Below are 10,232 nucleotides of genomic sequence, written 5' to 3' on the forward strand. Positions count from 1 at the left end.
TGACCGTCACGCTTAATTTTTTACCTGAGATTAATTTATTCAGGATAACATTTTATGTGGAAATTATAAATAAGTGCTTACCTATAATTTTATTCTATGTAGAGTGAAAAGTATTTTTTGATGCTGCCACATCAAAAATATAAGCTTCAGTATAATAAAAATATATAATGTCACCTTACTCGGAAGGGGGAGCACCAATTGTTAACCACAATACATGTGTGCCCTTTTCTCGCCACACTTATTCTTGAATTGTTAATAGTTGATCGACATTAGTAGATACTGAAATAGGAGTTCCTTGTACTAAACAGCGTCCATAAATCAGTTGGATAGGTGCTCCTTGGCTTTCTGTTTGTTCGGTTCCATTAAAATAGTGAGAGGTTCTTCGATCATTTCCAGCCTTTTTTTTGGGTTTAGGTGCTAATAGCTCTGAGATACCTCCAAATGCCATGGCAGCACCGTTCATAAATGCTGCTGGGCCACCTCCATAAAATGCATAAACCATCAAAGCAACTCCAACAACTGTTTTTATTAAGCCACTTGCTTTCCCTCCAGCACCAATAGTGACAGGAGTAAAATGGATACTTTTTAAATTACCCTGATTGAGTAAATAGTCCTCATCATTTAAGCTCTTACGAGACCCATCTTTAAACTCACAAACAACTGCATAATGTGTATATTTCGATGCTTTAGAGCGAAGCCAATCAAGTAATCCCTTACTATTAGCTTCAATTAAACGTAAAGCATGGCTAGGGCTACGGGCAGCCAATGTCCATTCTTTACCAAATAATTTCCCCATTTCTCCATGTAAATAGACATTTAACATCGTTTTTCGTGCCTCACTCGTTTAACTGTATGTTTTAACCAATAGCTTCCGTACATATAGGAATCATGTTTAGAAAGACGATTAATACAGTGGTGTAAAATTTTTTCTTCGCCCACATAAATGGCAGAATGACTTGGATTACCGCTATTATCTGTTTGAATAAAAACAATATCTCCATATTGAATCGGTAGATTTGAAACATCTTTCAAACCGCACTCTTCAAACTTATTGATAAAGTAATTGGTCTCAGAATTTATCCAAAAATTTTCAATACGTGGATAATCTTTGAGTTCAATATTAAACTCCCGTTTATAGAAATCTTTACACAAGGTCCAGCAATCAAAGGAACCATAAACATACGGGCGACCTACATAAGGTGCTTCATATCCATGAGGAGTAAATGAAATTATATCTGAACAGTGAAAAGCGTCCTCAGTTTTAGTAATACTCACTAAATACCAAGGGAGGTTTGTTGCTTCACAACCATATAAATCAGATTCACTCGGTTCGATGTTGCCATTGGTATGGGTATGCCAAACACCCATAATTTCACCTAGTTCTGATACTTTTAAATATTCATCAGGGTTAATTAAAAACTGTGTTTCTGGATAAAGTGCATCATTACGGCATTCGATAAGATTATTTTTTCCTGCTTTTGTAATAATGAAACCACATGCCTCGTTGGGAAAACGCTCTATACCAATTTTTTGGATCTTTTTCACTAGATTTTTATTAATCATAGGCGCTGGACTCCAGGGAAAGCTCCATATGGAAGAGGTTTACTCTCTCCAAAACGACACTTACACGATGAAAGCCTTTTACTACATACATCAAGTTCAGGGTTATCAGTTGCTTTATCGTCTTTTGTGTAAAAAGAACCAGTCCAACCACAATCTGCGGAACGATATTGCCATCGACAAAAATTCTTGGTGACTTGCCCATAGGGTAGTTCAACTCCCATCAGATCAAATGCCGATGCTAACTCCCATTCAAGAACCATACGGTCTTCGCGAGTTTTTCGATCGATGTACCAAATTTGATCGGGTAAATGTTGAGTCGGATCCGCTTCAGGATTTCCTTCTGGAAAATTAACTGCATCCAAAAAACGTCCAAAGGTACGTTTTCGAATGACTTTACAGCCAATTAAGTTTTCAAGCTCCATAGCCAATGAAGAAAAAAGACCATGTACATTGGCTACGGCAAGTTTAGGTGTTGGTAGTGTGCCTTGCGATGACATATCAAACCCTGTAGCTTCAATAGGAAGAGGATCATACTGTTCCCCTTGCCAAATAATTGGCTGGTTTAGAGGGTTCATCCCTGAACAGAACCGAATAAGTTCTCCACCAAATTGAGTCATATCAATAATGAATAACTCAATTTCTGCAGTTGGGGTTAATGACTGAATTTCTTTAACTACAATTTTTTCACTCATTAATTTTGTACCTCTTCAAATGTAGCCATCACTTGAAAAACACCAAATTTCACCTGATTCATTTGATGTTTTCGGCAAACAAAAAGACCATTTTTTCCTTGAGGGTCAACCCAAGTAAAGGGAGTAACTCCATTTGCTTGAATCAGAAAACTATCAATTGCATTAGCCGTTTCTAAATTAACTGTAAAAGTGCAATCCCAGTTCCTCATCGCAGTATTGATAGAGTTTGGAATACGGGCTTCATAATCGTCATTAAATTTGACGGTCGATACACTTGGGTCAATTGATTTTTTTGCCCCTAAATCGGGTGTCCAAATAAATTTCATAATCAGCATATATAATAGTAAGTACTCATCCATTATATGTAAGTACTTACTATTAATAAAGGTTATTTTTTATAAAGTAAGCCGCCTGGACGAGATTGTTTGGACAGTTGACTTATAACTACCGCTTCAATCTGTCTAGCCATATCTTTATATTCACCACGCTCATCACCATCTGAGGTAGTTGACGAACTTCCATCATTATTAACGTTGACTTGAATGCTCACTTGATTTTGTTGTGAATTTCCGCCAGCGCTATCGCCATATAAAGAGACACCTAACTTTCCTGAAGAATCTCGTGACAGTGGCATAACAGCTTCGGGTCCGGCTTCTCCCATGACACCTAGCTGGCTAAATGAACCGCCATTGGCAAAAGCAAATGCTGTAGGACGATTGAATAAGTTATTTGTGAAGGTGCCTCCTTTTGCAAAAGTCCCCCCCCAACCTATTGCAGAACCATAACCACCTCCAACCTGGTAGGAAGCCCCGCTACCAATTGCCCCAGCAGCTCCACCACCACCTGAGTATGCCCCCATTACGCTAGAACCGACTTGAAATAAAGTGCCTAAAAAGCTAGATCCGGATTCAGCGGTCTGTGAGGTAAGAAGTCCAAGTGCCCACTGTGCTAAAGCAGAAATAGCTTTAGCAACAGCATCTGTCGCAAAACTAAATAAACTGCTAGATGCGGTTCCGATACTTTCCCATAAAGTACCAAGACTGGTAGTCAGTGGTGTAAGTGCCGTTCTAAACTGATCAAAGAGCGGTAAAACTTCTGATGCACCTGCTGCAACGGTTGACTCTCCTGTGATTGGATCAACTGCTGGTTTAAATGGCCCAAGATTACGGAATTTATTGAGCATTTCCGATACCCAACCTGTCCCATCAGCTGCTTTTCCTTGAAGCAGAGATGTACCTAAGCTGGAAAAGGTCTGATCTCCCATCACATTTTTCAACAGGTTACTTGTTGTATCTTGAGCTTTTATAACGAGCTGACTCATCGCACTTTGCACAAAGACTTTTGAGTAATCTGCAAAAATATCAGAACCAATTTGTCGCCAATCAAGGTTCTTAAACTTCATTCTGCCAGTAATTAAATTACTCACAGAGTCAATCGACTTCTCCGACCACTTTTGATTTAGATTCTCCATACCATCTTGTAAGTTTTGGTATTGACGCAGCATTTGCTGTGTCGCTGATTCTGAATCTTTAACACGCTTTTGATGCTCTAAGGTCAAGCGGTTGGTGAATTCGGCTTCTGTATTTAGCTTCGCTTTGATTAAATCATCATATTCTTTTTGTGCATTAGGGGCTTTTCCTATATTTGCTTGAACAAGCTTGATACGCTCATCGAGTGCTTTCCGCTGAGAGTTTATTTCCCGTTCAACTTCATTATATGCAAAATCAGCGTTTGCTTTTCGTCGCCCTACATTACTATCCATCAAACCAATGGCGAGTTGCTGGCTGGTACTTTTTGATCCAGTTGCTAAGGCCACTGTATCCTGAGCGACCTGATAGTTGATCGTCGAGTTTTTCTTCGCTAGATACGCACTATCTTCTAATGCTTTTGGATTTTCTTTCTCATAGCGAGCAAATTGTTGTTCTAATGCAGCGAGTGGTTCAGGCTTTTTATAATGACCTTCTACGAGCTTATTAAATGCATTTGTAAACCCTTCATATGCTGAGCTACTCTGATCAGTCGCATATTTTTCAAATCTTTTAGGGTCTTCTGCTACAGGTATAGCATTTTTCACCTTATTACCCGAAGATAAAGGTGCCTTCATATGTCCCCTAGAAGAAGGAGTCGATTTTGGAAAGCTATTAGCAATAGATTTAAGCGTAGGGAGACTCCCTGCTCTATTCTTCTCTCTTAGTTTAGCATTTCCTTCATCAGTTATGCCTTGTAATACTTTTTGATATTGTGATTTTAGAATAACATTACCAGCATTTTCTCCATTCAATAAAAACACTAACCCTGCTTTGTCTAATGCTGTTGTTCTATTTCTAATCTTGTTTTCAACTATAGGTAATTGATGCTTGGCTGATTGATATTTCATTGCCTGTACAGCATCAAACTTACCAAAGGTATTATTATTTCCTTTTTTAATTACTTCTCGAAGAGATTCCCTCTCATCATTTAGTTCAATTAATTGTTGCGCAAGCGCTCTAGTTTTTGGTGTAGTAACTGCTGTCTCTTTTGTGTCATTAAAACGTAAACTAATGACCTCTCCCTTTTCTCTTTTTAATCGATCAAGGTTAGCTCTTGCTCTATCAATGTCCCAACCCATTTTTAGGAGAAATTCGTTAAACCAAACTCCCATGTCGTTTAAGCCACTTGCTAAAGTGTCTTTCCACCCCTGCACAAAACGCTGAAATCCTGTTTGTAGAGGTGTTTCATTCTTATTAATACTATCTAGCCATGAGATAAATACTTGTCCAACGAGTAATCCTAGACCAACCCAACCCGTCCAACGTAATAGCCCTCCCATAATTCCTAATACACGAGAGCTCATTGTCGCAACTTGAGGTGCAACTGTTCCTGCAGCAGTGCCAATACTACTAATTGCAGTGCCAGTTTGAGCTGCTGTACTGCTAAATAACCCTAAACTCGACATTACTCCAGACAAGAACGTACGTAGCGTAGAAAACTGACCAAATAGTTGAATAGAGGCAAGAGTAACTCCACCTAAAGCAGCACCTAAGCCAACAATGGTAGCAATGGAAGGGTCTATATTAATAATAGAGGTAACTGCATCAACCACCTGTGTAAAAATGTTCACAAAACCTGTTATAACACCAATCAGTGGCTCAAATGCTTCTGCCAAGCGCCCTAGAGATGCTTTCGAATTCTCGATCGCTGCTTGTAAAGTTTGTTGTGATAATAGGTAGGCCTGTGAGCTATCTACAGCTTGTTTCGCACTTGTCGTAACTTGGTTTGCTTTATCAAGAGAACGCACATCAGTGACCGAGGCAAATGAATCAACCGCACCATTTGACCAGCCAAGCCCCTGTCCATATTGTCTAAAGCCTATTTGTTCCAGTCTAGCCTGTTCATTCCGATCAACAACCTTACCAGATTGGTCAAGCATTTGACCCTGTGTATCATATGACCAGCGCTTGGTATTTTCACCAAAGAAACTCGCAAAATTATCTTTACGCATCATATAAGATAAAATTTGCTCACGCATTGAAGCAAAAAACTTGACTGGATCATCACCCATGGCTTTAGAGTCGGTGAAACCCGCCCCTTTCAGCATCTTGATAAAGTTTTGAGTATTTCTGGCATTTTCTTTAGCCGCTTTAGTGGCATCACCATCTTTAAACTCAGCTAAAACATCTGTACCCATTAATGCACTGGCATTTTCGCTGGTGATCTGTGTGCCAGAGGTATATAAACCCATCATTTTAAGCATCGCACTCATTCGAGCAACACTTTCTCCACCGCTCACCGATTTCATCTGTTCAGCAAGGGCAAATACACCTACCCAACCATCCGCAGAAACATTAGAGCTCATCCCTCCCATACTTCTAGCCGCTGTTTCAACATCAGCTACTTTTACCTTGCCATTAGAAATCGTAGAAATTTTATAAATTGCTTCAAATGCTTTTTTAATTTTTTCAGGATTTTCAAGCGCTTTAGTAGCATCTGCAAAGCCATAAAGTCCCTGCAATAACTCATTATTACTACCTGACTCATAACCAGACGAACGTAAGGTTTGAATAATACGCGTTGCATTTGGCAAGGTTTTATCAACCACATCTTCCTTATTTTTGCCTAGCATTGACACTGCCGCCAATCGAGCATCAATCGCATCTGATTGTGTTAGGTAGCGTTCACTTTTGGTGAGATCTTTGGATTTTCCAATAAAACGTTCACGCTCATCTTTAGGTAAATTCCACAAATTTAAGCGTAACTTAGATTGTTCTAAGTTCATATTTTGATTAATTGCTGCAATCGCAGCAACTTGCATTGTCGTACTGGCAAATGCTAAAGCCATTTCTTTCACAGAATCAATCTGTTGTTTATGCATTTCTTGATGTTGCTGCTGTTCCTGTTGCAAATTTTGCATCTGTTGGCGATGATTTTGCTGCTGCTGTTGGCTTACTTGTTGTAAGTTTGGCAATAACTGAGGGAGGAGATGCAACGATTGTTGTCGACCGGTGACACCGGCTGACGCAGCTCCAAGAATACCCGAAGGAAGATTATATTGTTGGCGCTGAGACGTAATAGATCTTGTTGTATTATTGACAGAATATGTTTGTTGTTCTCTTAATGATCTTACACGAGGCTGTGGTTGATTAGCAGCTCGACTACCTCTCGCTCCAGAAGAACTATAGCTCTGGCTCTGCATGCTTCGAAGAAAAGATTCAGCTTGTTTTTTTGCATTTTTCGCAGCTTCTACTTCTCTTTTCCACATGTCAATATTTTGGCGCATGTCTACAGCTTTATCAGACATCGAATTTTTATTCTTACCGAAAAATTTTCCGTTATAAATATGTTGTTGATTAGCTAAATTAGCTTCTGCATTTTTTTGAAGTTGCGCAAGCCTATTTACCATGGCTTTTTTTTCAGCAATGATCTTATTATTAGTTTGCATCTCTGATTGTAGTGCTCTGCTATTATTGCTAATCGCTCTTTGTGAGAGCTTATCTAGTTCTCCCCCTAAAGATTTTGTTTTTGATTCTAAAGCACTTTGTCCTTTTGAGATCTTATCTAATAACGTTGGGATGGCCTTTAAGTTTTTTTCATAATTTTTTGTAGAGTTAGATAAAACATCTAAGCTTTTTGCTGCCTGAGAAGCACTAGTAGCAACTTTAGAAATTGATTTCTCAACACCATTTAGTGATTTTAAAGCAGCGTCAGATGCTTGTTTAATGCCACTTAAACCCTTAATTGTGTTAATAAAGTTTGTATTTAAGAGCCTGAATTGTGAAGATAATGTTTTAGCATTACCCCCGAGATGCTCAAGCCCCCGTTCTAGACTGCCAATGGATGTATCAGTTTTAGCTAGGTCTTTATTAAACTTTTCAAGTTTCTTTGATACCTTTTGAATCGCTCGATCAAACTGACTTACATCAAGCTTAAGTGTATTATTAATTTCGCCATTGGCAGACATATGATTACCGTCCTTTTTCGCTCATTCTCCTCAGCGTTTCAAGTCCTGTACGATCTAGTCTTTCTTTTATCGGATCGAATTTGAGTTTGATCGTATCACCACGTTCTTCCAGTAACTGTTCACGAACATTGTTAAGTAGTTCAGTAGAACCATTTACTGATAGTTGTGTGGCTGAATAGACATTCAAAGATCGAAGATCATTTCTGGCTTGAATGCGTTGGATGTTGTTGCTTAGAAGCCAAAAGACGCGTATCGGCAACAGCAATACGCGCTCAAAGTCTAAAGAGTAGAAGTGCATGACTTGGGCAAAGAGAAAACCGAAATCAAGCGATTCAATTACTTTCCCTCTTGAGACTCATCTTCATTTTTTTCAATTTCTGTAGTTTGTTCTTGAGTAACACCTTCAACGTCTTCACCTTTTGCAAAAGCTGCAATTGCTTGAAGTTGATTTAAATCCAAACTATCAATTTCAACTTTTGATAGTGTCGGTAGAGCAAACCCAACAATTTTGGTAGTAATTCGCACTTCCTCTGGCATTGTAAATTCACCAGCATCTGCTAACTTCTGAACCTCTTTTGTTTCATCAAGAATTTCTAAAAACTGCTGTACATTTAATGTTTTAATTTGGTGTTCTGCGTTACCCACTTTTACGACACGGTTAACTACGGATTTGGTTAATGCTTCTAAATTTAATAATTTCATAAACGGAAGTCTCAATATGGAATTTCTATAAAGTGATCCAAGGCAAGTTGGATCACTTTTTTATAAACAAGTATTTACTTATATTTCTTAAAAAATTAAGGGCTGACTGGCGCGGTTGCTTTACCAACTTGATAAAGTACTTCCGTTGCATTATCAGCTGTACCTTCCGTAACAGGATAACCTTTAAAAGTACAGTTAAAGATACGCTCTTCATCTAGTTTATAGGCAAAAGTCATTGCGCCAGGAGTCGCTGCTTTTGGAATACGTACAGCATCATTATAATCCAATGTGCCATTCAAACCTTTAGGTACAAGAATAAGTTCCTTAGCAAAGTCTTTTAGTTTAACACCCACCCCTGTTGGTACCAGGACTTTAGTGGCATTTGCAGAAGCATCTGTTTCAAGTTTTGCACCTGGCATAATTGCAACTAAGTTGTCCAATGTTGTTTCTGCTAAAGGAACGGAAACGTTTACTGTTCGACCAGTAATATATTCATCAATTGGAGTATTTCCATATTGATCAATTTGAACTTCGTGAGTTTCTGTTTCTACAGAAACTTCAACACCGCCTTTAGTGAAGCCAAGATCTACACCACCAAAGAATACTTTACATACGCCTAATTTAACATTAGTAGTATCATTATTAGCCATTATATTACTCCTTAAATTTATAATAGTAAGTACTTACTATTATTCTGAGTTAAAGAATAGCATATTACGAAGTAATTTAAATACTTTTTATAAAAAAGTTGAAAAAAATCCTTAAAGTGACTATGAAAATCTTTTAAAAGTAACATTTCATCATCTAGCTATTCCTTTTGGAGAACCTACTAGGCAGCTTTTGAATCATGTTAGGAGAATAATTTAGCTTTTTAAGCTTCAAAAAATTGGACTATATAGACATCAATATTTCTTATCCAAACTATGCCACTTACTAAAATAAAAATTAAAAACAATTAGTTATGTTTAAAAAAACTAAAACCCGCTTCTTTACTCTTATGTAGTGGCCCCTGATATTGTATAGCTATATAAGAGACATTTTTCTCTGAATCCCCCTGTTTTCCATCAGGTTTAAGAGTAAAACTATTTTGCATAGCACTTAATTGTTTAAGTTCCTCCAAAACACTCTCGAGACTTTTTGTTCTATATTTTTTTGTTTTCATTTCGCTATTTCACAAAACATAATTTTAAAATCACGTGTAATCTCAAAAAGACTACTATCAATAGTAGATTGCGAAACTGATTCACTATATGGATAACATTGTTTAATAACAATATCTTCTAATCTTCGTTCTGAAGTTGTGAGTGAAGATGAAATCTGTTGCATTAGTAAATTACCAGCTGCGTAAGCTTCCGCTCTAACAACAACTCGAAACTCGGTATTGTAATAACCTTTAATTTCATAATTAATTTTCATCCCTTCACTGGGATTACTTAAAAGCACACCACTTGAAATTGAGTTAGGCATTAAATGGATAAACAGGTTTTCTTCCTGACTAGCCAGACCTATATCATTGATATATTTATAAATTGAAATAAGATAGGGCATTTTTTTCTCCAATGAAAATACAAATCTTTTACTCTCTATCACCAACTCTCTAAAAATGAATATGAAGCTATAAACTACCGAGAACTTTTAATGAAGACGAAAGATGCAATAAGGTCTTAAAATAATAAGCACTTACTTATTTAAAGTAAAGAGCTTAGAAATGTAGAAATGTAGAAATGTAGAAATGTAGAAATGTAGAAATGTAGAAATGTAGAAATGTAGAAATGTAGAAATGTAGAAATGTAGAAATGTAGAAATTAAAATAATACCATATAATTCAACAACTAATA

At 37.4% G+C, this 10,232-nt stretch carries 9 protein-coding genes; all 9 read right to left on the minus strand.

Going from position 1 to position 10,232, the window contains the following annotated elements; translation table 11 throughout:
- Positions 1-238: 238 nt before the first annotated feature.
- A complete protein-coding gene (locus OC23_RS15020; RefSeq protein ID WP_038345706.1) occupies positions 239-823 on the minus strand; it encodes a tail assembly protein in 585 nt (194 codons plus the stop codon).
- Positions 817-1,563 (minus strand): C40 family peptidase, encoded by a 747-nt coding sequence (locus OC23_RS15025; protein WP_038345707.1) that lies wholly within the window; start codon positions 1,561-1,563, stop codon positions 817-819. Before OC23_RS15025 ends, OC23_RS15020 begins: the two co-directional genes overlap by 7 nt.
- On the minus strand, positions 1,560-2,255 hold the full coding sequence (locus tag OC23_RS15030) for a phage minor tail protein L (RefSeq protein ID WP_038345708.1): 696 nt from the start codon (positions 2,253-2,255) through the stop codon (positions 1,560-1,562). Before OC23_RS15030 ends, OC23_RS15025 begins: the two co-directional genes overlap by 4 nt.
- The gene (locus OC23_RS15035) at positions 2,255-2,614 is read right to left on the minus strand and encodes a phage tail protein (protein ID WP_227505567.1); all 360 of its coding nucleotides are present in this window, start codon (positions 2,612-2,614) and stop codon (positions 2,255-2,257) included. The genes OC23_RS15030 and OC23_RS15035 overlap by 1 nt, the downstream gene beginning before the upstream one ends.
- A 29-nt stretch (positions 2,615-2,643) precedes the next feature.
- Positions 2,644-7,692 (minus strand): hypothetical protein, encoded by a 5,049-nt coding sequence (locus tag OC23_RS15040; protein WP_038345709.1) that lies wholly within the window; start codon positions 7,690-7,692, stop codon positions 2,644-2,646.
- Between the two features lie 336 nt (positions 7,693-8,028).
- Positions 8,029-8,394 carry a hypothetical protein gene (locus OC23_RS15050; RefSeq protein WP_038345711.1) on the minus strand — a complete coding sequence of 122 codons (366 nt, stop codon included), beginning with the start codon at positions 8,392-8,394 and terminating at the stop codon, positions 8,029-8,031.
- 95 nt (positions 8,395-8,489) lie between these two features.
- Positions 8,490-9,044, minus strand: coding sequence for a hypothetical protein (locus tag OC23_RS15055; protein ID WP_038345712.1), 555 nt, complete (start codon positions 9,042-9,044; stop codon positions 8,490-8,492).
- A 305-nt stretch (positions 9,045-9,349) separates the two neighbouring features.
- The gene (locus OC23_RS15060; protein WP_038345713.1) at positions 9,350-9,556 is read right to left on the minus strand and encodes a hypothetical protein; all 207 of its coding nucleotides are present in this window, start codon (positions 9,554-9,556) and stop codon (positions 9,350-9,352) included.
- Complete coding sequence (locus tag OC23_RS15065; RefSeq protein WP_038345714.1) at positions 9,553-9,942, minus strand: minor capsid protein; 390 nt, start codon at positions 9,940-9,942, stop codon at positions 9,553-9,555. The genes OC23_RS15060 and OC23_RS15065 overlap by 4 nt, the downstream gene beginning before the upstream one ends.
- Between the last annotated feature and the right edge of the window lie 290 nt (positions 9,943-10,232).

Origin of the sequence: Acinetobacter sp. A47 (assembly GCF_000805455.1) — a bacterium.
GTDB lineage: Bacteria > Pseudomonadota > Gammaproteobacteria > Pseudomonadales > Moraxellaceae > Acinetobacter.

Coding starts and splice junctions, on each gene's coding strand:
- OC23_RS15040 (WP_038345709.1), bottom strand. CDS start 7,692: ATGTCTGCCAATGGCGAAATTAATAATACACTTAAGCTTGATGTAAGT.
- OC23_RS15055 (WP_038345712.1), bottom strand. CDS start 9,044: ATGGCTAATAATGATACTACTAATGTTAAATTAGGCGTATGTAAAGTA.
- OC23_RS15020 (WP_038345706.1), bottom strand. CDS start 823: ATGTTAAATGTCTATTTACATGGAGAAATGGGGAAATTATTTGGTAAA.
- OC23_RS15050 (WP_038345711.1), bottom strand. CDS start 8,394: ATGAAATTATTAAATTTAGAAGCATTAACCAAATCCGTAGTTAACCGT.
- OC23_RS15065 (WP_038345714.1), bottom strand. CDS start 9,942: ATGCCCTATCTTATTTCAATTTATAAATATATCAATGATATAGGTCTG.
- OC23_RS15035 (WP_227505567.1), bottom strand. CDS start 2,614: ATGGATGAGTACTTACTATTATATATGCTGATTATGAAATTTATTTGG.
- OC23_RS15060 (WP_038345713.1), bottom strand. CDS start 9,556: ATGAAAACAAAAAAATATAGAACAAAAAGTCTCGAGAGTGTTTTGGAG.
- OC23_RS15030 (WP_038345708.1), bottom strand. CDS start 2,255: ATGAGTGAAAAAATTGTAGTTAAAGAAATTCAGTCATTAACCCCAACT.
- OC23_RS15025 (WP_038345707.1), bottom strand. CDS start 1,563: ATGATTAATAAAAATCTAGTGAAAAAGATCCAAAAAATTGGTATAGAG.